General features: G+C 34.3%; 22 protein-coding genes and 2 tRNA genes. 14 read left to right on the forward strand and 10 right to left on the reverse strand.

The window, feature by feature from the left end:
• Positions 1-45 precede the first annotated feature (45 nt).
• Positions 46-1,434 carry an MmgE/PrpD family protein gene (locus tag RXO53_RS01255; RefSeq protein WP_410712466.1) on the forward strand — a complete coding sequence of 463 codons (1,389 nt, stop codon included), beginning with the start codon at positions 46-48 and terminating at the stop codon, positions 1,432-1,434.
• 4 nt (positions 1,435-1,438) lie between these two features.
• On the opposite strand, the gene RXO53_RS01260 is transcribed toward RXO53_RS01255, so the two are convergent.
• Positions 1,439-2,623, reverse strand: a complete 1,185-nt coding sequence (locus RXO53_RS01260) for a hypothetical protein (protein WP_410712467.1) — start codon at positions 2,621-2,623, stop codon at positions 1,439-1,441.
• Positions 2,624-2,691: 68 nt separating this feature from the next.
• Between RXO53_RS01260 and RXO53_RS01265 the strand changes: the two genes are divergently transcribed.
• Positions 2,692-3,090: a DUF120 domain-containing protein gene (locus RXO53_RS01265; RefSeq protein ID WP_410712468.1), complete on the forward strand. Its 399-nt coding sequence runs from the start codon at positions 2,692-2,694 to the stop codon at positions 3,088-3,090.
• Between the two features lie 99 nt (positions 3,091-3,189).
• Complete coding sequence (locus RXO53_RS01270; protein WP_410712469.1) at positions 3,190-4,419, forward strand: acyl-CoA dehydrogenase family protein; 1,230 nt, start codon at positions 3,190-3,192, stop codon at positions 4,417-4,419.
• 10 nt (positions 4,420-4,429) lie between these two features.
• Here the strand turns inward: RXO53_RS01270 and RXO53_RS01275 are convergent, their stop codons facing one another.
• Entirely contained in the window at positions 4,430-4,792 is a 363-nt protein-coding gene (locus tag RXO53_RS01275) for a hypothetical protein (RefSeq protein WP_410712470.1), read from the reverse strand.
• 93 nt (positions 4,793-4,885) lie between these two features.
• Here RXO53_RS01275 and RXO53_RS01280 point away from each other — a divergent pair, with 93 nt between their 5' ends.
• The gene (locus RXO53_RS01280) at positions 4,886-5,404 is read left to right on the forward strand and encodes a hypothetical protein (RefSeq protein ID WP_410712471.1); all 519 of its coding nucleotides are present in this window, start codon (positions 4,886-4,888) and stop codon (positions 5,402-5,404) included.
• A gap of 222 nt (positions 5,405-5,626) precedes the next feature.
• On the opposite strand, the gene RXO53_RS01285 is transcribed toward RXO53_RS01280, so the two are convergent.
• The 4 genes from RXO53_RS01285 to RXO53_RS01300 are packed head-to-tail and all read right to left on the reverse strand — an operon-like array spanning position 5,627 to position 9,485.
• The gene (locus tag RXO53_RS01285) at positions 5,627-6,859 is read right to left on the reverse strand and encodes a hydroxymethylglutaryl-CoA reductase (RefSeq protein WP_410712472.1); all 1,233 of its coding nucleotides are present in this window, start codon (positions 6,857-6,859) and stop codon (positions 5,627-5,629) included.
• Positions 6,860-6,865: 6 nt separating this feature from the next.
• Positions 6,866-7,273 (reverse strand): Zn-ribbon domain-containing OB-fold protein, encoded by a 408-nt coding sequence (locus tag RXO53_RS01290; protein WP_410712473.1) that lies wholly within the window; start codon positions 7,271-7,273, stop codon positions 6,866-6,868.
• Between the two features lie 3 nt (positions 7,274-7,276).
• Positions 7,277-8,419: a thiolase family protein gene (locus tag RXO53_RS01295; protein WP_410712474.1), complete on the reverse strand. Its 1,143-nt coding sequence runs from the start codon at positions 8,417-8,419 to the stop codon at positions 7,277-7,279.
• A 10-nt stretch (positions 8,420-8,429) separates the two neighbouring features.
• Positions 8,430-9,485: a hydroxymethylglutaryl-CoA synthase gene (locus tag RXO53_RS01300; protein WP_410712475.1), complete on the reverse strand. Its 1,056-nt coding sequence runs from the start codon at positions 9,483-9,485 to the stop codon at positions 8,430-8,432.
• A 296-nt stretch (positions 9,486-9,781) separates the two neighbouring features.
• Between RXO53_RS01300 and RXO53_RS01305 the strand changes: the two genes are divergently transcribed.
• Together RXO53_RS01305 and RXO53_RS01310 are read left to right on the forward strand one after the other, a co-directional pair.
• A tRNA-Lys gene (locus RXO53_RS01305) sits at positions 9,782-9,893 on the forward strand.
• Between the two features lie 212 nt (positions 9,894-10,105).
• The gene (locus RXO53_RS01310; protein ID WP_292320604.1) at positions 10,106-10,288 is read left to right on the forward strand and encodes a chromatin protein Cren7; all 183 of its coding nucleotides are present in this window, start codon (positions 10,106-10,108) and stop codon (positions 10,286-10,288) included.
• A gap of 95 nt (positions 10,289-10,383) precedes the next feature.
• On the opposite strand, the gene RXO53_RS01315 is transcribed toward RXO53_RS01310, so the two are convergent.
• The gene (locus tag RXO53_RS01315; protein ID WP_410712476.1) at positions 10,384-10,662 is read right to left on the reverse strand and encodes a hypothetical protein; all 279 of its coding nucleotides are present in this window, start codon (positions 10,660-10,662) and stop codon (positions 10,384-10,386) included.
• A 502-nt stretch (positions 10,663-11,164) separates the two neighbouring features.
• Between RXO53_RS01315 and RXO53_RS01320 the strand changes: the two genes are divergently transcribed.
• Together RXO53_RS01320 and RXO53_RS01325 are read left to right on the forward strand one after the other, a co-directional pair.
• Positions 11,165-13,186 (forward strand): 3-hydroxyacyl-CoA dehydrogenase/enoyl-CoA hydratase family protein, encoded by a 2,022-nt coding sequence (locus RXO53_RS01320; RefSeq protein ID WP_410712477.1) that lies wholly within the window; start codon positions 11,165-11,167, stop codon positions 13,184-13,186.
• Between the two features lie 35 nt (positions 13,187-13,221).
• A tRNA-Gln gene (locus RXO53_RS01325) sits at positions 13,222-13,321 on the forward strand.
• 2 nt (positions 13,322-13,323) lie between these two features.
• Here the strand turns inward: RXO53_RS01325 and RXO53_RS01330 are convergent.
• Complete coding sequence (locus RXO53_RS01330) at positions 13,324-14,139, reverse strand: D-aminoacyl-tRNA deacylase (RefSeq protein WP_410712478.1); 816 nt, start codon at positions 14,137-14,139, stop codon at positions 13,324-13,326.
• Between the two features lie 104 nt (positions 14,140-14,243).
• Here RXO53_RS01330 and RXO53_RS01335 point away from each other — a divergent pair, with 104 nt between their 5' ends.
• The 6 genes from RXO53_RS01335 to RXO53_RS01360 all read left to right on the forward strand — a co-directional run bounded on the left by RXO53_RS01335 (position 14,244) and on the right by RXO53_RS01360 (position 18,366).
• Positions 14,244-14,558 carry a hypothetical protein gene (locus RXO53_RS01335; protein ID WP_410712479.1) on the forward strand — a complete coding sequence of 105 codons (315 nt, stop codon included), beginning with the start codon at positions 14,244-14,246 and terminating at the stop codon, positions 14,556-14,558.
• 56 nt (positions 14,559-14,614) lie between these two features.
• Positions 14,615-15,994 carry an FAD-dependent oxidoreductase gene (locus tag RXO53_RS01340; protein WP_410712480.1) on the forward strand — a complete coding sequence of 460 codons (1,380 nt, stop codon included), beginning with the start codon at positions 14,615-14,617 and terminating at the stop codon, positions 15,992-15,994.
• Between the two features lie 258 nt (positions 15,995-16,252).
• A complete protein-coding gene (locus RXO53_RS01345; RefSeq protein ID WP_410712481.1) occupies positions 16,253-16,432 on the forward strand; it encodes a protein translocase SEC61 complex subunit gamma in 180 nt (59 codons plus the stop codon).
• Between the two features lie 11 nt (positions 16,433-16,443).
• The gene (locus RXO53_RS01350) at positions 16,444-16,908 is read left to right on the forward strand and encodes a transcription elongation factor Spt5 (RefSeq protein ID WP_410712482.1); all 465 of its coding nucleotides are present in this window, start codon (positions 16,444-16,446) and stop codon (positions 16,906-16,908) included.
• A 99-nt stretch (positions 16,909-17,007) separates the two neighbouring features.
• Positions 17,008-17,631, forward strand: a complete 624-nt coding sequence (gene psmB, locus RXO53_RS01355; RefSeq protein WP_410712483.1) for an archaeal proteasome endopeptidase complex subunit beta — start codon at positions 17,008-17,010, stop codon at positions 17,629-17,631.
• 18 nt (positions 17,632-17,649) lie between these two features.
• Entirely contained in the window at positions 17,650-18,366 is a 717-nt protein-coding gene (locus RXO53_RS01360; protein WP_410712484.1) for an endonuclease V, read from the forward strand.
• A 4-nt stretch (positions 18,367-18,370) separates the two neighbouring features.
• On the opposite strand, the gene RXO53_RS01365 is transcribed toward RXO53_RS01360, so the two are convergent.
• Positions 18,371-18,631: a hypothetical protein gene (locus tag RXO53_RS01365; protein WP_410712485.1), complete on the reverse strand. Its 261-nt coding sequence runs from the start codon at positions 18,629-18,631 to the stop codon at positions 18,371-18,373.
• A 142-nt stretch (positions 18,632-18,773) separates the two neighbouring features.
• Entirely contained in the window at positions 18,774-20,039 is a 1,266-nt protein-coding gene (gene guaB, locus RXO53_RS01370; protein WP_410712486.1) for an IMP dehydrogenase, read from the reverse strand.
• Positions 20,040-20,109: the final 70 nt, after the last annotated feature.

The following is a 20,109-nucleotide window of genomic DNA, read 5'->3' on the forward strand; positions in this document are numbered from 1 at the left end:
AATATTAATAAGAGATATGGTTCATATATCAGCGGTGAGAAAAAAGTGGCTTCCTATAAGGATTTATCAGAAAGAATAGCTGATTGGGCAGTTAACCTTTCGTATAAAAATATTCCAAGCAATGTAATAGAAGAAGCTAAGAAAAGAATTTTAGACACTTTCGGAGTTGCTATAGGGGCATTTAATGAAGAGCCAGTTAGCATAGCTAGATGGTTAGCTGAGTCTTCTTCAAGTTCAAGACTTTCTGCTACAATATGGGGAACCGATAGGACTGGCCCAGCAGATCATGTTGATTTCGCTAACGGCTGCGCTTCACGATTTTTTGACTTTATGGATACGTACCTATCTAAGGAAGCATTACATCCAAGCGATAACCTACCTGCAATTATAGCAGCAGCAGAGATTGCAAAAGCAGATGGTAAGAAAATATTGGAAGGTATTGTTGCGGCTTATGAAGTTACAGCAAGACTTGCAGATGCCTATAGCGTAAGGAGCAAAGGATATGATCATGTTGTATATATAGCTATAGCATCTTCTGTTGGAGCTGGAAAAGTACTTGGATTAGATAGAGACCAAATGTTACAAGCTATAAATCTTTCTACAGTAAATTCCCTTGCTTTAAGACAAACAAGGGCTGGAGAACTCAGCATGTGGAAAGGCTGCGCTGCAGCAAATGCCTCTAGAAACGGATTGTTTGCAGCTATATTAGCGTATAAAGGCATGAGAGGACCATCACCTATTTTTAGCGGAGAATATGGATTTTTCAGAGTAGCATTAAATGGAGATAAGTTTGATATACCAAAGATGGGGGGAGAAGATAGCGAACCGTTTAAGCTGTTAGAGACAAGCATAAAATATTGGCCTGTTGAATATCATGCAATGAGCGCAGTAGATGCAGCTTTAAAAATCAGAGAAAAAGCTGGTTCATTAAAACCTGAAGATATAAAAGAAGTTAATGTTAAGACCTTCCAGGTTTCATATAACATAATTGTTAAGGATCCAGAAAAGTGGGATCCAAAGACAAGAGAGACAGCAGATCACAGCCTACCATATATAGTTGCTGCAGCCCTCCTTGATGGTAAGGTTTGGCTCGATACTTTCCATGAAAACAGGTATCTAGCTAATGATGTAAGGCAGGTTTTAAATAAAATGAAAGTAGAAGTTGACCCTGAACACGATAAACTATATCCGACAGGAATTAAAAACACAATTACAGTTAAGCTATCTGACGGAAGAACTATAGAAGAAAGCAGTACATATCCTCCTGGTCACTTTAAGAATCCATTAAGCAGGGAAGGCGTTGTAGATAAATTCTTAAAGGTCACTGAAGGAAAGCTATATAAAAGAAATGCAAAACAATTCATAGATACCGTTTGGAATATAGAAAAGTGTATGAATATAAGTAAGGCACTAGCCCTTCTTAAAATAAAGTAACGAATTATTTCTTTTTTGTTTCTTTCTTTTGTTGTTTAAGAGGCATAGTTTCTGAAGGCTTAGGCTTTAAGAAATATGCTCCTCCTAATACTCCTACTACGAGACCTAGTATGAAAAGTCCTATAGAAACTTCACCACTTTTATGTAGCCTATAAGAATAGCTTCCTGCTAATTGGTTTGTTTCATTATACCTAACTTGCCAATAACTTACTAAACCTTGCAACTCCCCAACTTTTGTAGTTAAAGAATTTATACTTTGATTTAATGAAGTTATTTCATTTAAATATGAATTTATTATCATTCTATAGTTTATTAAATTTGTTATATTACCATTTATATTATATACTTGGGAAACCATATCTAATGAATCCGTTAAACTTATTAATTCTGGGTTGAATTGGGACTCATATAAATTAAAGTCTATTATATAGCTACTTCCCCTAATTAAGCTAATATTTTTAATATCAATGATAGTATATGCAACTCCATTTACCGCAGGCGTTCCATTAATGTATCCTTTTAAAAATTGCACGCTTGCATATGTTGGGCTTACAAAATTAAGTCCAATCATCGAAGTATAGCTATTATTTGAGCCCGACAACATTAATACTTTTATAAAGTTTCCAGTATAGCTGTTTGAATTGTTTCCAATAAAATATTCAGGAATTCCGTTTACTAACTCCGAACCAATAAAAGACCAACTATTTCCTAAAGAGCTACCTCCTATACCTATATAAAGGTCTTTGATATATGTGTTGTTGCTTGTAGTGTTTATTATTATGCTATAGCTAATATATGGATAATAATTGCTCGCAGTTACAAACTCGTAAACTGATATATTACCTGAATTTATGGGAGTAAACAACATTTTAACATAGTTTGATCCTTTATTTATTAAAGTCGCCCTCCACTGCTGATTATATAAATTTCCTGGAAGAGATTGGTTAATAGATAGTACCATTGACGGAATTTCTAAGCTGTTCAGTTGAACCGTTTGCGGAACTAATGTATTCCAACTAACTATTGATGCTCCTTTGGTTAAATTAAAATTTATTTGATAGTATTGGTTTTGTATAGTTGCACTTGTATTCGATACGCTGTAAAGCAATGAAGCTCCTTTAGCTATGCTTATCGTATACATAGATGTTACCAGCAGCAAAGCAAGCAATATCAATGCCTTCTTATTCATACCTTTAGACCTCCTGCTAAGAGATTTTTAATTACTAATTTAAGCTTAATTGAGTGAAGGGGGTTAAATTGTGCAATAAAACATTTAAGGCAGAAGTCTTCAGCGGAAAGAATGAGGGAGAATTTTTTGTTAGTATTTATTCAAAAAATATTAAAAAATCATTAGGTTTCACTCCTTTTCCTGGCACATTAAATGCTAGGCTTATATCAGATGTTGATGAGTTTAATAATTGCTTATCGAAATCTAAAGCTGTTGTTATAAATCCCCCAGAAATACCTAATGCAAAATATGCCAGAGTAATTGCATATCCAATTTTGCTCTTTAATTCTTTAAACGCTTATATATTAAGACCTGAAATAACTATATATAAAAAAGATGTAGTAGAGATAATTTTTGAAAGAAGGCTAAGAGATTTATTGAATATCTATGATGGTTCTATTATAGATATCAATATAGTATTAGATTAAATAATATCTCCTTAAAAAACATCACATACTTTTATCCTCTTAATTCCAATAGGTTAAATATTTTAAGCAGGATAGCATTAAATTTATTGGTGAACAGGGTTGGATTTTGATTTATCACAAGATGAAAAACTATTTAAAGAATCTGTCCACGAATTTCTATCTAAAGAGTTAAACCCGATATGGATAAAGATGGATAGCGAGAAGAAGATACCAACTGAAGTTATTCATAAGATGGGGGATCAAGGTCTTTTCGCTATAGCAGTTCCAGAAGAATATGGCGGCCAAGGAGGAAGTTTTTTGTTAGCTGCATTGGCAGTAGAAGAAGTTGCTTATAACGACCCTGCAGTAGCTACTGCCGTTTTTACATTGCTAAATAATAGCTGGCCTTATATATTGTATTTATATGGTAAGGAAGAGACAAAGCAAGAAATACTTCCCTTAGTAGGAAAGGGAAGGGGGTTCTTTGGTATTGCTTCTACAGAAACTGGTGGAGGGAGCGATGTTGCTGGAGAAAAAACAACAGCAAAAAAAGAAGGAAACCTATATAAAATTAATGGAGAAAAAATATATATAAGCGGGGTTAGAGAAGCTTTAGAACAACTGGAATTAGGGAGCTGGTTCTTAATTGCAAGAACGGGGAAACAAGAAGATAAGCATAGAGGATTATCTAGTTTTGCCTTTATAGGTAATAAAAATGGTAAGATAACTCAGGGTCTTGAATACTCTATATTAAACACTATAGGAAGGCATGCAATTTCTACAGGTTTACTGCATTTCAATAACGCTTTAACAGATTCAAACCATTTAATAGGAGATGAAAATAAGGGTTACTATTTAGCTATGCAAGGGTTTTCCATAGCAAGGGTTTTAGTTAGCGCAGCAAATATAGGTGCAGCCCAATGGGCTTTAGAACAAGCTGTTAAATATTCAAGGGATAGAAGAATGTTTGATGACAAGCCGATAGCCTCTTTCCAGGGAGTTAGCTTCCCAATAGCAGAGGTTGCAACAAAAATTGAGGCAACAAAGCTTTTAATATATAAGTCTGCCCAACTTGCTGACAAGATATTCATTAAAAAAGAGCCAGGATTTAAGCCTCAAGACTTAAACTATTGGGCTTCATCTTCAAAAATTATGGCTATAGAGACCGCATTTCAGGCAATAGAAACCACAATGAAAACCTATGGAGGCTATTCTTACACAGAGGAAGCAAATGTGTTCAGAAATCTATTAGGAGTCCTTTCATATCTAGTAGGAGCCGAGGGATCTCAAAACATAATGCGCTATATAGTTGCAAGAGAATTAATAGGAAGAGAATATGTGAAAGATTAGAACTTTATAATTATTTTTGTTTACAGTAATTTTTTAATTCTTCGATCAATTCCAAGCAATTATTTACCTTCTCTTTTGCATAAAGTGAGCCATGACTAGATGCATCTATCAAAGCGTTTATAGTAGAGCATAACATATCTTTTGTTGATATGTTAAACAAATCGAGATCCTTTTCTTTTATTTTTATGTCCCTTGTTTGCATAAAAGGTAAAAAATCATCAATTGAATATGTCCTTAAAAACATGCCTCCTGAATTTATAATAAGCTTTCTATTACTTCCTAAATCTATTTGTGCTTCATATTCTCCTGCTGGAGGCGCTAAGCATAATATAAGCTCTGTTTTTGACTTCTCTTCGCAACTACACTTAGACATATTAATCCCCTATTATTATGATTATAAAAAATTAAAAACAGTAGTACTTATAAAACCCAATTGCTTAAGAACTATAAGGAAAGGTGAAAAGACGTGCCAGCAACACAATTAATTAACAGGCTAGAACTCATATCAAAATCCATGTCGAGAAAAGGAAGTGTAAGCGCTATAGGTTCGACGTCCCTTGTAAATATATTAACACTAATTAACAGGATGAATGAAATAAGTAAATATGTAGAATGCCTTAGCTCAAATAAAAACTCTTGTATGAAGACAGCTAAAGGTGTACTTTGCACTAGCGATTGCTCTAATACATTTAAGCTTGATAATGACGTTGAAACAAAATTGTGGAAAACTGGAAGCAATGCTTTTGGATTTACATTATCATCAGACTATATAGAATTAGGGATTAAAGATACAAAAATAGAAGTAACCCAAGATAAAATAAATGTAAAAATTGAAAATAGCTCAATTATAGTGCCTCTTGAAGAAAAAAGTATTATTGAAAATAGCTCAATTATAATTAATGCTGCGAATAGAATTGATGAAGTTATTAGACATGCATTTAGTGGAATATCAAGTTGCGCAAGAAATTCCGGGATAAAATGTTAAATTATTAGTATAGTTTTGCATATTCAATAGAACTATTATTTATTAATTCTAAAAGTTTCAATTATTTCTGTTTTATTGAAATTTCGTTATTTTTACAACCGAAAGTCTAGCCCTTTAAAGCAAAGAGGAGGTCAGTAATAGCTGATGCATTAATTAGGTATTGGGTTTGCCATTGTTAACCGGGGGGTTAACAATTAAAATCCTTTAAATTTTAAAATCACTTTAAAACTTTTTTGCCCTTCCTAATTTTTCATGGGCAGAAGCCAATTCTCCTGCAGCTTGAGCTGCCAGCAAGTTGAGCTCTCCAGCTAAAGCCGTAGAAGCAATAATTTCTGCCAACTTCATAGCATTAGACCCTTGAGGATTCCCGCCGCCTGCTATTCCTAATAGTTGTAATGCTTCTTTCTGAGTGGGTAACCATGCACCCCCTCCTACAGTTCCTACTTCTAGGCTAGTTAAAGTAGCTGAAATATACAAGTCTTCACCTCTTGTCTCAGTCCAAACATAGCCTAAGCTACTTTCTACTACTTGAGCCATATCCTGACCGGTTGCAAGGAATATAGCAGCTATTATATTAGCAAATTGTGCATTATAGCTTAAACTGCCTGAAACAGCATTACCCAATAAATTCTTTGATTTATTTATATAATCGATTTCGTAAGAAGTTAATCTCATTACATCTTTAAGGATTTCCTTTTTTATAATAGCCTCTGCTATAACATATTTTCCTCTTCCTAATAACTTATCTAAATAACTTGGCTTTTTATCAACACATAGATTACCGCTTAAACTCACACATTTGTGAGGTCCTCCATAATTATCATCTATATATTTACATATTTTATCGCTAGCTATGGTTGCCATGTTCATTCCCATGGCATCTGCAGTATTAAAAACAAATCTCGGCCAAACCATGTTACCTACTATAAAAACTTGCATGTCTTTAAGTTCTCCATGACTTGTAACTTGTTTTGTTAACTCCTTAAATTGTGAAAAATTAGATTTAAGCCATAAAGACAATTTATTTGCTTCTTCAACGTCGGGTGTCCATATTAATGGAGCCCTAGCCATTCCATCATATATAATTTTTGTTTTAACCCCTCCACTCAATGTAAGAGTCTTTACACCCCTATTAACACCGGCAACCAAAGCTCCTTCAGTTGTGGCCATTGGAACATAAAATTCTCCTTTCGCGTATTCTCCATTAATCTTTAAGGGCCCAACGATGCCAATTGGTACTTGAACTGCGCCAATAGGGTTTTCAATGTTATGCCCAACTAAATCCTCAAAATCTAATAAAGTAGATGCTATTGCAGATAGTTTTATATTATACTTTCTTTCTAAATAAAGCCTTCTTACCAAGGCTGCTAGATTAGAGCTTTTTAATGCTTGGTCTAGCCTGCTTATGCTTATCTCTCCTTTTTCTAGTTTTTCTAAGATCTCATCTACACTCATTTATTTTTACACCAATACAGGTCTGAACTTCAGTACATAATAAATTAGACCTGCATCCCTATCTTCTTGTGTTTTTCTTAGAGTAGCTTCTACTTCCATATCTTTTTTCAATGAATTTGCATTAACTATATCAGTCAATTCAGCAGTTATTTTTGTAACACCTAAATCTATTAAACCGTAGTAAATAGGTGATTGATGTCTTGCACCTTCTGGTATTGCATATATAGTTGTATAAGATATTAGTTTACCTTTTCTTGGTAATTCTATTAGTTCTATTTCTCTACTTCCGCAATATGGGCACGCATTTTTTGGCGGGTAATGAACTTTACCACAGCTCTTGCATTTTGCCCCACTTAATTTATATATTATCTCTTTTTTCCTCCAAAATCTTGATATAGATAAATCCATCGACATAGTTTACACCCCTTCAACTAAAGCTACATAAGAACTAGAGCCCAATCCGTTAAGAGAAACCACCAAACCCTTTTTTGCATTATTAACTTTAATCCCCGGGAACTTATTTGCTATTTGCAATGACGATTCTGCTATTTGATAAACGCCTGTTGCACCTAACGGGTGGCCTCTAGCCTTTAATCCTCCGCTTGGGTTTGCTAAAGGCCCTTTTCCTCCTGGAGAGAAATAGCCTGTAGATACTAACTCAGCAGCTTTTCCGCGTTTTGCCAATCCAAGGGTTTCTAATATAACCATAGCAGTTATTGTAAAGGAGTCATGAATTTCTATAAAGTCTAAATTTGATGTATCTGCTATGTTTGATATCCTTCTATAAGCCTCAGATAAAGAATCAAACAACAATGGATCGTCTGATAATTCTATAGAGCCGTAACCTGTTGATGATTCTACTGCAGATATTTTAGCTATAGGTGAAGTTGACATATCTTTATTTGACAAAACGATCGCTGCAGCTCCATCCCCTAACGGGTAAGAGTCAAGCAATGTAATTGGGTCTGCTAATATTTGAGACTTCGCTACCTTATCAGGTTTTATTGCAAAATTTAGCATAGCATAAGGGTTCTCTTTTGCGTTAGAGTGCATTAATGCAGGCCAATAAGACATTACTTCCCTATCTACATTATATGTATCCATATAAAGCCTCATTAATATAGCAGCATCCCCAGCATAGCCTATGTTATAAAATGATTTTGTATCTCCATCATATAACATCTGTAATTGTTTGTAGACTTTAGAGCTTACGAACTCGTTTAATTTTTCAGCCCCTATAACTAATACTTTGTCAGCCTGATGAGATTCTAACAATGATTTTGCAACAGAAATAGCCGCTAAACCACTCGCTTCTCCGGCCTCAACATTTAAAGCCTTGATACCTCTTAAACCTAGAGAAGTTGCTAAATAACTTGCAGTATCTAATTGATTATCTTGAAGAGGAGATAGACTACTTGAAAATACAAGATAATCTATACCATCAATTCCTCCTGCCTGCTCTATTGCAGCAAAAGCAGCATTTGCTGCTAAATCTTTTAAGCTATAATCATAATGCCTATCTATTTTAGTCATCCCCACACCTTCAACATAAACTACCATTTATACCACCTCATTTAATTACATGGATTATGGACCTGCTCTTTGCATAAGAAGCATAATCTATCAATACCTTCCTATTTAAATAATCCTCAACTGTTGGGGCCAATTGCTTTCTATTTTCGACCTCGTCTGTAACAGTAATAAAATATGCGTCGCTTCCGGCTCCGCTTCCAAAAGGAGCTAGCAGAATCTTTTGGCCGGGCTTTGCCTTATCTAAAACTCTTGCCAAGCCCATTAATGCACTTGCGTTATAAGTGTTACCTATCATAGGAGTTACTAAACCATCTTTCATTTGATCCATATTAAATCCAAGATCCTGGCCAATTTTAACAGGGAATTTCCCATTAGGTTGGTGAAATATGGCGTAATCAAAATCGCTAGGCTTTAGACCATTTCTTTCTAACAAAGCTTTAACTGCATTTTCTATATGATAAAAATACGCCGGTTCTCCAGTAAACCCTTCTCCATGTAATGGATAAGGCTGTGATGCCCTTCTCCAAAAATCTGGAGTATCTGTAACGAATGTAACTGAATCTTCAATTATTGCTGATGCGTTGTTTGTCCTACCGATAACAAAAGCTGCCGCTCCGCTTGCTGCAGTAAATTCCAATACATCTCCAGGATTTGCTTGAGCAGTATCGCTTCCTATAGCTAAGCCATAATCAATCAATCCTGACGATGCCATGCCGATTAATGACCTCATGCCTTCACTTGCGGCCCTGCAAGCAAATTCAAGATCACTTGCCATAGTAAAAGGAGTTATTCCTAATGCTTCACCAATTATTGTTGCACTAGGCTTTACAGCATATGGCTTTGACTCTGTACCGAAAAATATTGCACTTATTTTTTTAGGCTCTATTTTAGACCTTTTAATAGCATTATAAGCTGCTTCATATCCCATAGTTAATGAATCTTCATCAGGGCCAGCAACTGCCTTAGATTCAACTGCTAACCCTTTATATTGGTCTGGATGCCATCCCCAAATCTTTGCTATATCTGCCAAAGGTAACCTGTAAATCGGTATATAGGCACCCCAACCATGTATTCCAGCTTTTGGACTTACCAAATATTAACACCTTATTTATTTTAAGGATAAGCTACCCCTATAAAAATCTTCGCCAAATGACTAATTAAATATAGACAAAAGACGTATAAACAATTATATTAATTTGTTGAAAGAGTTTTGAGAAAGTGTTTAGTTTTCATTCTTAATTATATTTTTGCAAACTATAAATTGTTTTTACTAATATTTATACTTATATAAATACTTTAGTTTTTAATTTTCTTTATAAGCTATAATAAACATAATAAAAAGCATAAAGTTATTAAACAGATAGACGTTCTTAGAAATAAATGCTGGATGGGCCCGTAGCTCAGCCAGGTAGAGCGGCGGGCTCTTAACCCGTAGACCATGGGCAGAAGCCTAGCCTGCCGTAGACGGAAGTCCCGGGTTCGAATCCCGGCGGGCCCGCCACACCCATTAAGGGCTCCACTATTTTCTTCAATATTTCAATAACAAACGATTAGTATAACAGGTGATATAGTTCCCACTTATTTTATAGGAAACCTTTAATAATACGTTTAAAGATATTTAATAATTAGCCATAAAAATTTCTCAATTATACCAATAACATTTAATAACTTAGAATTAAAATATCATTTATAGAAAATATGAGGTGAAGATGTATGCCTGAAAAATTCCCACCTGTTAAGGTAAAGGATCCATCGTCCGGTAAGGAAGTTGAACTATCTCCCGTAAAGGTTTGGACACTAGCTCCAAAAAGCAGAAAGGGAGTTAAAATAGGGCTTTTCAAGAGCCCTGAAACAGGTAAGTTCTTCAGGGCAAAGGTACCTGAAAACTACCCGTAATCTAAATAAAAATATAATAAATCTTTTTTATAATATTTTTTATAATATAAACCTAGAAATTGAAAATTTATACTTTATAGACTAGAAATTGAAAATTATTTTTCTGAGGCCTGAGGACTTTTTCCTAATGCTGCGTTCATAACATTAGTTATGACTTGAGCTAAATGTTGAGGCTTTGTGTAATATTTATCGTATTGATATCTTTGACCCTTATACGATATCTCTACTTGCTCATCAGAATCTCTAACAATCATGAAGTCCATCCCTTCCTTGGTTAATGCGAATGAATTCTTACCTCTTGACTCTATTTTAAAGCCATTTTTCGTTACTTCACTCCTTATAGCATCTTTTACTTGATCCAAATAGTCGCTCATACTCCTATCACCTACTTCTAAAGTTTGAAAGATACCCTTTAAATAAATTTATTAATGATAACAATATTTTTTCTTAACAGTGGGAATTTTGCCTTCATTACTAGAGAATAAAATTAGGACTATTAGTTTCTGACCTCCTCCCCGCCCTGAAGGGTGAGGGTTTCCTGAGGTCTTAAGGGTTACACCCCTTTTACGGGTGCTACTCTATTATCCCCCAAGCCGATATTGCGGGAGAAATCGGCTCCCGCTCCTCATGTTTTAAGAGTTGACCAGACGAAGGCATCTAAAAGCATCTCAAATAGAAATAGTATTTTTGATTTAAAAAATTTTACCCCGCCCCTTCTAGGGGCGAGGTTTGTCGTTCGCTTTATCGATCTACATTATTAATATTATTTAGGATTAATTCAAAAAATATAAATGTATATAAATAGAATTTATTAATATCCTTTTACCAATAAATCTTTATTTTCACTTTATAATATATATAATTGGGTGGAATAAGTTGCCCTCTATAGATAAAATAAAGACAATTTTGGTTGTAGGAGCAGGTACTATGGGTCATGGAATAACTGAGCTAGCTGCAATAGCAGGATACAAAGTTTATATTGCAGATATAAACAATGAAATTTTAAAAAGTGGTTTGGAAAAAATTAAATGGAGCCTATCTAAACTTCATGAAAAAGGTGGCCTAAAAGAAAGCGTCGATTCTGTTATGTCAAGGATTATACCTGTAGTCAATACTGATTCCCAAGGAAATTTCACAAAAGATTTTGAAAATGCAATAAAGGATTCTGATATGTTTATTGAAGCAATTCCTGAAAGGCTAGATCTAAAGCAAAACCTATTTAGATTTATAGATAAAAATAGGAAAGCCGATTCTATAATGGCAACTAATACAAGTAGCCTACCTATCACAGAGATAGCCGCAGCAACTTCTGCACCTGAGCTTGTTGTAGGAATGCACTTCTTCAACCCACCACCTTTGATGCCTTTAGTTGAAATAATTAAGGGTGAAAAGACATCAGATGAAACGGTTTCCGTTACATATCAAATAGCAAAAAACTTTGGAAAACAGCCAGTAATAGTTAAGAAAGATGTGCCAGGATTCATTGCAAACAGAGTATTAGCTAGATTTTTGAATACAGCTTGTTGGTTAGCATATAAAGGCATGTATTCAACATTAGAAATAGATTCTGCTGTAAAATATAGCCTTAACTTCCCTATGGGTGCATTTGAGCTAGCAGATTACAGCGGCATAGATGTTTTCTACTTTGTTAACAAAGCAATGACAGAAAGAGGCTTTAAGATGAAGCACTGCCCTATGTTTGAACAAAAGTTTAATTCAAAAGAACTAGGAATGAAAACAGGAAAGGGATTCTATGAATATCCAAAACCTGGAGTATATGTTAGACCCCAAATACCAAAAGAGATTGCAAACAAAGTAGACCCTGTTTTACTTTTAGCACCAGCAGTTAACGAAGGTGCATGGTTATTAGAAAACGATGTTGCAACAAAAGAAGATATAGACAAAGCCGTTATGTTAGGCTTAGGATGGCCCAAAGGATTATTTGAATTTGCTGATGACTTTGGCATAGACAAAATAAATGCTGCATTAAAGCAACTTAAAGATCTATTAGGAGATGATGATTTCGAGCCCGCAAAAATGTTAAAAGATATGGAATCAAACAATCAACTAGGAAGAAAAACAGGAAAGGGATTCTATGAATATAAAAAAGTAGAAGAAGTAAGCAAAAAGACAATATTAATAAAATACGAAAAACCAATAGCATGGATTGTTTTAAACAGACCAAATAGATTAAACGCGATATCTCCAGATATGATAAAAGAGCTTGGAGAAGCTTTAGATGAACTAGAGTTAAACGACGACATAAGAGTTTTAATAATAACAGGATCTGGAAGAGCTTTTAGTGCTGGAGCTGATGTAACAGCTTTTGCAGGAATAACACCTATGCAGGCTGCTATATTTTCAAAGAAGTTCCAAGAATTAACATTAAAGATGGAATTTTATGCCAAACCCATTATTATAGCAATTAATGGATATGCCCTTGGTGGAGGTCTTGAGATATCAATGAGCGGAGATATAAGAATTGCATCAGAAACTGCTTTGCTTGGACAACCAGAGATAAACTTAGGATTCATACCCGGAGCTGGTGGAACTCAAAGGCTTCCAAGGCTAGTTGGTAGAGGCCAATCAAAGTTATTAATTTTCACTGGGGATAACATATCAGCAAAAGATGCGTACGCATTAAAACTAGTTGATAAAGTAGTTCCTCCTGAAAGATTGGAACAAGAAGCAAGAGATTTAGCTTTAAAGATCGCGGAGAGGCCTCCATTAGCCTTAATGGCAGCAAAGCTTGCTATAGAACAAGGACTTGAAAGCAACATATGGGCCGGATTAAACCTAGAAGCAAATCTATTCGGTTTATTATTTAGCACTGAAGATGTTGTTGAAGGAGTCACTGCATTCTTAGAGAAGAAAAAACCATCGTTTAAAGGTAAATAAATTTTTAATCCTTTTTCTAATCTTATTAATATTGAAGCCGGGTCGTCTAGCGGCCAAGGATGCGGGGCCTTGGATGGCTTGCAGGTAGCCAAAGGAACCCCCGTGACCGGGGTTCGAATCCCCGCCCGGCTACCATTTTAAACATATATTATTTCCAAGTCCAGTTCCTTTAATATAGATTCAATTTTCTTTCTGGTTTCGGACTTTATCCCTTTCTTTTCAATTATTGCAACTTTTATCCTAGGGTTACTTTTCTCAACGCATTGATTTAACAAATCAAAATCCAAATAATCAGCATAATATTTAGAAATTATGTGGCCAAAACAATATTTATCATTTAACTCCATTTCAGTAAACTTTTTCGGATAATGAGTAGACCCTATCCCTATTGATGGCACGCAATCATAACTAACGTCTTTATTTATTACATCAGTCAATGTTTGAGCCAAAGAATTAACTGCTTTTATATCATTCCATTCCTTTTCGGTGCTGCCTATTTCTATAAATAAAATGGGCTTAGTTAATGACGTAGGGCCATGGTGAGTTGCTTCCAAAGTAAAATTATATTCCTTTAATTCAACAGTATTCTTATAGTAATTTTTAAATACATGCTTAGTTATAGCAGGGTCGACATAAGATAATTGCTTAGGCTTTCCTCCAAATAAGGCATCACTTATATTTCCTGTATGGTGCACGCTAAGCGTTTTTGCATTGCTTGTTGACTGATGCTTTGAAACAACTATAATAAAATCAGAGTTTTTATCTGGTACCTCATCCAAAAAATCAAAATATATTGTATCCTCATTAAACCCTGCCAACTTTACACCATTTATATTATAGCATGATACAGCAATTTCACAATAACTAATACTTCCCCCTCTCTCTACAAGCTTTTCGGCAACATTTTTTCCCACTGGATCGTTAATTGAATATGCGATAGCGTATCTTACCATATCTAACTCCCTATAGATATTATATTATTTATTTAATAAATTTGATTTAGAAAATTTAATAGAAAATTATAATTCTTTGAATTAACCTAAAAATGGGTGAAAAAATGATATCTTCAGCTGAACTGGAAGTAGTATATGAGGATCCAAGCTTATTACTTAGAGGGTTTGAAACAATAAAAAATTATATTGATGGATTAAAATGTATTGCAACAGCGTCATCTGCATGGGCGATTGCATCGTGTGACAGCTTATTCATTAAAGCAAGAATTGATATAGAAGAAAACTTAAACTTGCAAACAATAGCTAAGGCCTCCATAAGCATAAAATTAGAAGGAGATTCTAATGGTATAGTAAGAATTACTTCTGATCTAGTAAAAATAATAAAAGACTCGGGAGGAGGAATTATGCTTAAGTCTTAATTATATAGCAAAACCTTTAATTTCTCCTCATATAAGATTTAGTTGGTGAATGTTAAGTGCAAAAAATAGTTATTATTGGTGCTGGAGCAGGAGGCATGGCTGTAGCTTCTAGAGCAAAAAGGCTAAACAATAAGTTAAGCGTAACTGTTTTAGAGAAAACAAATTATGCGAGCTTTGCTTTGTGTGGCATTCCATACTACATTGGAAACGTAGTTAAAGAGCTTGATGACCTTCTCTTTTACCCACCAGAAGAATTTACAAAAAGAGGTATAGATCTAAGGTTTAACAAAGAAGTTACAGAGGTTGATGCTGAAAATAAGACCTTAAAATTCAAGGATTTAAAATCTGGAAAGGAAGAAACATTAGAATGGGATAAGTTGGTTATAGCAACAGGGGCAAGATCTAAGGCAGACAAAATTTGGCCAGAAATAAAAGATGCAAAAAATGTTTTTTACATAACGCATTTGGACTCAGGAGAAATTATAAGGAATTATGCTTTAAAATTAGGTAGAGGCAAGAAAGCTGTAATAATAGGATCAGGGTATGTTGGTTTAGAATTAATAGAAAATTTAGCTAATCTTGGGTTGAAAGTAACTGTCATAGAAGCACTTAACCAAATTCTTCCCAAAATGCTAGACCCTGATTTAGCAAGCATCGTTGAAGATTATTTAAAATCTAAAGAAGTCGAAATAATAAAGAACTCCCCAGTAGAATCTTTTGAAATAAATAATAATGAGGCGGTTAAAGTTAAGACCGCCAACGGTTCTTTTGATGGTGATATGTTTATTATAGGTGTTGGCATAGAGCCAAATAATGATATAGCAAAGCAGCTAAAGCTTAAATTAGGAAGTAGTGGTGGTATAATTGTTAATGAGAAGCTATTAACAAGTAACCCAGACGTATATGCAGTTGGAGATGTAACAGAACACCTAGACTTAATTACTGAAAAATTTGTTTGGAGACCATTTGCACAGATAGCTAACAAAATGGGCTATATAGCTGGAAGCAATATAGGAGGATTAGAGGCTGTATTTAGAGGGAGTGTTGGCACCTCCGCATTAAAGACTTTTGATATGGTAGCAGCTAAAACAGGGCTATCTAAATCAGAGGCAGAAAAACTTGGCTACAAAGTTATGGAAGCTTCATTAAACGCTGGGATTAGAGCCCATTATATCCCCGGGGGAGAAAATAAGATATATCTTAAAGTAGTTTCTGATGATAAGAGAGGAAGATTGCTAGGCGCACAAGCTATCGGTCCCGGAGATTCTGTTTTCTGGCGCATTAATTTAATTGCATCACTTTTAACAGTTAAGGGAACTATATGGGACCTGTTTAATAGTGATATAGGCTATCAACCTACCTTAAGCCCTGCATGGGATCCGTTAATAATAGCGTCGAGGCTCCTTATGAGAAATTTAGGCGAAAAGCCTTTATAGAAAGTGTCCAATAAAACGTATACACATACTTTGGTCCTGATCTAGGGCCTCCCTACACCATATCACACTGTTAGTTGGGGTAGAGGCGTACCTCATATTTCAGTGACGCATACCCTTTTAGCAGCTGTCTCAATTTTTAATAAGTATTCAGGTATTTTCAAGCTTTTACCATGCCTCTAAAAAGGACAAGGTTTGTCGTTCGCTTTGTCAAATTAGTATATAAGACTCTGCTATATTTTATAAATTGGAGGATTAAGAATGGCAGGGCTAGACAAAATAAAAGAATATCTATCATCATGGAAAAGAATATTACTATTATCAAGAAAGCCCGACGAAGAGGAGTTTAATTTATTGACGAGATTGAATTTATTAGGTTTCGTTATAGTAGGAGCTATTGGATATATAATACATTTAATATATGTATTATTGGTGGCTTAAGGTGATATCTATTGTCTTCTTCAGAAAAGAAAGAATCGAAAATTTATGCGATATCAGTAGTTGGAGGGTATGAGGAAAAAATAGCCCTGATTTTTGCAGAAAGAGCACAAACGCTAAAATTAGATGTGAGAAGTATAGTTTATTCTGAAGATTTAAAGGGAACGGTAATAGTTGAGATAGGAGATATTAAAGATCTATTCTATTTAATAAGAGGAATTAAAAATGTGAAAAGAAAAAGACCTATAGCAATAAATCTGCAAGATGTTGTTAAGCTTCTAAAACCTTTAACTGTTTTGCCTTCATTAAACAAGGGACAATTAGTAGAAATTATTGGAGGTCCCTTTAAAGGAATGAAGGGTCGTGTCGTAGAAATTTATTCAACAAGAGGAGAAGCTGATATAACTTTATTAGAAGGTGATTCAAAAATAGTTGTAACGATACCAACAGAACATTTAAAGGTTTCTGAACAAAAATAATTAATAAGAGCAAAATTATCTTGTTAACATAATAAGGCAAAATATATGCAAAACAGCTTTAAAGGTTTCTGAACAAAATTAAATTGAGGTTGGTAAAAAATGGCTATATCATATGAACAAGGTACGGCTGTTGGAATAAGAGCAAAAGATGGTATTGTTTTAGCAACTGATAAAAGAATGTCCTATGGCAGCTTCATAATGAGCAGGAACGCAAAGAAGGTTTATTTGTTTAATAACAAAGCTGGTATAGCTTTAACAGGGCTTTATGCTGATGTGAGTGGATTAATAAGAATAATGAATGCAGAGATAAGTTATTATGAGACAACAAACGAAGTTTCAATGAGCCTATACGCAATATCTAAGCTCTTTTCGAACATATTATACTCATATAAAATGCTACCTTTTCTAATAGAAGCATTAATCGGAGGAATCGATAAGGATGGAAAGCCTAAGCTTTATACATTAGACACTTTAGGTTCTATAACAGAAGATAAATACATGGCTGTAGGCAGTGGTGGAACTACAGCGCTTGGCGTATTAGAATCAACTTATAATGAAAGCTTATCTGTTGAAGAATCTGAAAAAATTGCTATAAACGCTTTAAAGACAACTATGGAAAGAGACTCCTCATCAGGAGATGGAATAGATTTACTTATAATAAAAACTGACGGAAAACCTGTAGAAAAATCATATAAATTAAAGGTAGTCGAAGAAACTCAATAATATTTTAAAGTGAATTTAATGTTTTATGATAATTGCGAACAAATTAAAGCCAGCTTTAATAAGGATATCGCTATTAAAATTCAAAACATTATAAGCAAAAAGGTTGATTTAAGGGATTATGTAAACACAAATGAAATAGAAGGTAAAATTGTAGTTGGTTTAGATGCTTCATATATTAATGACTTGGGCATAGGAGTTGCCGTTGCTATAAAATATCCTCAATATGAATTTATTGATTGCAATATAACCATAAGGAAGGTTTGTATCCCTTATATTCCAGGACTTTTAGCTTTTAGGGAAATGTATTTATTAGTTCCGTCATTATTAAAAACGCTAAAAAAGGTAAATCCGTATTTATTGTTTGTTGATGGTCACGGTTATGCTCATCCGAGATTTGCTGGTATAGCTACCCATATAGGGGTTGTATTTGATATACCTACTATAGGTATAGCTAAGAAAAGGCTTGTGGGGGAAGAGGTATTAGAAGGTGAAAACATTTATCTAAAGATAGGAGATAAACTTGTTTCAAAAATTTTATTACTTAAAAATAAGAAAATTTATATAAGTCCTGGAAATAAGATATCTTTAGAAACAAGCTTTAATATAACTAAAATGATGTCTGGAAGCTTTAAATTACCAATGCCTATATACATAGCCGATAGGGTATCAAAAATGGCAAAGAGTTATTTAAATTCTGATCTGGATTGTAAAAAATTTATAGATAAAATAAAATAAAAATTTATTTTATTAAAGATACCTTTTGTTTTTCTAGCAGTTTCCTTGCCCCATTAGTGTGCGATTCTATAACCGTATTAGTTCCATCATCTCTTATTATTAGGGTTTCATCTATTATTCTCCTCCCACATACTGGACATTTATAGTATCTTGTTATTTTCACTGATTTTCCGTTACTGTTTGATACTTTTTCCGTTTCAGATAGGTAATCCATAGGAACTTTACATCTAGGGCACAGTATTTCTAATTTACTTTCTCTTATCATTTTTTCCACCTTAGTAATATTAATAGATTTACTATTATCGAGTGTTAGCTCTTTTCTTTTTTCTCCGCTTTCTAATTTACGTCCAGCCCTTATAAAATATAAAGGATTTTTTAATATAGAGAAAAACTAATATACAACCTGCTCAGGTTTCTACATCATGAATTCCTACTTCTTTTGCTCCTAAACTTGTTATTCTTGCAAGGCCGGCATTCCATGCTTCTACAATATTTTTTGCGCCTGCATAGCCTAAAGATGCTTGAAGACCTAATGCCATTTCGCTTAATGCATTAATGGCGCTTCCACAATATTCTACAATTCCTTCAACTCCTTCTTCTATCGCCTTACTTGGCTTAGAATATCTATCCTCTGCATACCTTTTTTCCATAGCACCTCTGCTAGCCATACCACGGTATTGTTTATACAGTTTATCTCCAATTCTTATCTTAACTCCTGGCGATTCTTCAGTACAAGCTAAATATCTGCCAACCATTATGCTGCTAGCTCCAGCTATGATAGCCTTGGCTGCGTCTCCAGCATTTTTAATCCCTCCGTCAGCAATTATTGGAATTTTTCCAAACAAACCTAACTCTTCTAATGCCTTTCTTGCGTTAATTGTTGCTGTTAACGTTGGTACAGATGCCCCCGTTACTTCCCCTGTTAAACAAATACTTCCACTTGATATACCCATTCTAAGGCCCGATATATTTTCAACTTTAGATAAAGTGTCTTTAACGCCTTCTACAGTACCTAAGTTACCAGCAACTATTTCAGCACTAACATTTTTTGAAATTTTTGCTAAGCCGCTTAAAGCATTTTCATTATGCAAATGCGCTACATCAACCACCAATACATCGGCCCCTGCTTTGTCTAATATCTTAGCCCTTTCAAAGTCAAACGGAGATATGCCTGCTCCAACTCTAAGTCTATGATTTTCATCAATTGTTGGAGAAACACTTATCATTGACAATAGCTTAGCTAAATAATCGATTTTCTTTGATTCAAGAGTATAATTTGCGCCTATTCTTAATATCATACCTTCAATACCGTTATTGCTTACTATAGCAAAATAATCTTCACTTCTCAATAAAACGTTTTCTATTTTAGAATCTGGATCTATTTTCGGTATTTCTTCCCATATATCTGTTTTTTGTTCCTTCACCTTTCTTATTTGAATTGCCTGCTCTTCTCTTGACATATTCCTGTGTATTATTCCGATAGCACCTAGCCTTGCTAAAGTTGTTGCCATTCTCCAATCAGTTACTGTATCCATAGGGCTTGAGATGACCGGTATCGTTAAACTTATGTTTCTTGAAATTTTTCCGGTTATATCAACTTTTGAAGGCTCTAGAGACGATCTTCCAGGCACTATTACTACATCGTTAAACGTTATGAAATCGCTTATGTTCATTTTCATCGCCTTAGTAATTTTACTTCCTCAATTAATCAGTTTAAGAAAAGCGATAAAAACATTTAATATT

It is taken from the genome of Caldisphaera sp. (genome assembly GCF_046536515.1).
Taxonomy (GTDB): domain Archaea; phylum Thermoproteota; class Thermoprotei_A; order Sulfolobales; family Acidilobaceae; genus Caldisphaera.